Annotated in this window: 1 protein-coding gene and 1 pseudogene; both read right to left on the bottom strand. The window is 63.6% G+C overall.

Going from position 1 to position 1,345, the window contains the following annotated elements:
- A partial coding sequence (locus JMF90_RS37340; protein WP_201326366.1) for a cellulase family glycosylhydrolase occupies positions 1-676 on the bottom strand: 676 nt, incomplete at its 3' end.
- A pseudogene (locus tag JMF90_RS37335) lies at positions 673-1,345 on the bottom strand (hypothetical protein); the annotation flags it as partial. The gene JMF90_RS37340 and the pseudogene JMF90_RS37335, both read right to left, overlap by 4 nt.

The raw sequence follows: 1,345 nt of genomic DNA, 5'->3' as shown, positions 1-1,345 counted from the left end.
CCGCTCGAATGAAAGCCCGGTCGACCTGCTGAACGCCGCCCGTCGCAACGATTGCCTGCGGATTCGCGGCTTTGACGGCCCGGACGGTCGCCTCGAGCAGATTCCGGTATTTGACGGGGGACGGCGGTGCGAGCCAGTAGTCCTTGTGGTCCTGCTCGTTCCACACTTCGAAGCGTACCGGCTGATCGCGATAGTGTCGCGCGGCCTGCGTCGCATACTCGGCGAATGCATCGATCTGTGCCGGCGACGTCGGGGGTTGCTTCGGCGCATGCAGCGGATGCTGATAACCGAGAATGAACAGAGCGCCGAGTCCTCGCGCACGCAGGTTCGCGACGAGCGCGTCGTAGCGGGAGAAGTTCCAGCCTTGCGGCGTTTCCACCGAATCCCAGAACAGATCGGTTCGGACGAACGAGAAGCCGACATCTCGCACTGCGTCGAGCAACGCCGGATCGTCGATCTCGTGAATCGCAACACCCGAGTTCGCACGCGTGTCGAAAAAGCGGGGAAGCGCGACGAAAGGCAGCGTCGACGTCTGCGCCAGATTCGGAAGAACGAGCGCGGGTTCGTCCGAGCTGGCGGAATTCGACGCCGTCAGCACGGCCGCGGCCGCAAGCAGTGCGGCTGCCACGCATTTCGCCAAGCCCCTGATGCGTGTGCGTTCGATGATCATGCTCATCGGCTTCCCGCCCAGGTCGACGCATGCCCCAAGCCATCGCGACTGGCCAGACGTTCGCGACCCGCATGAATTGTCAGCATGCGGACCGAGACGCCGGCGAAGAGCAGACAGCCGAGCGCTTCGAAGATATCCGTCGTGACGCCGCTCAGCAGTATGAAGAGCAGCATCAACCATGCGCGCGGATCATCCGCGCGGCTGCCCAGCACGCGCTGCGCGAACAGGAGCATGACGAGCACGCCCCCTGCCACACCGAGATTCGCGACGATATAGAGCGCGGCGTTGTCGGCATAGCCGGTATTGAAGCCGAAGTCGGACGTGTAGTACGCCGTCGCGGACCCGAATCCACCGGCCCCTACGCCAAACCAGAGCAGGTTCGCACTCGCCATCCCGTCGAGCAGCTTCGGCCAGGTGTTCAGCAGCCGATCCTGCATCGATGCGAGCGATCCTGTATCGGTGGCGCCCACGTTGACCGTCTCGGCGACGACCCATCCCGCGAGCGGCAACGCGATCATCAATATCGTCAGGGCGATACAGACCCGCCGGAGGCCAGGCGTTTTCAGGGTGGCGAAACACAGCAACACGAGCGAAAGCGCGATGAGCGTCGTCTTGTTGGTGGTCGCCCAGATCGCGAATGCCGACATCGCGAGCAATGCCAAGATGACCATCGCG

It is taken from the genome of Burkholderia sp. E168m23 (genome assembly GCF_016586125.1).
In the GTDB taxonomy this organism is placed as follows: domain Bacteria; phylum Pseudomonadota; class Gammaproteobacteria; order Burkholderiales; family Burkholderiaceae; genus Burkholderia; species Burkholderia orbicola.
Note: the sequence above shows the minus strand (reverse complement) of the source record. Positions and strands in the feature narration are given on the sequence as shown.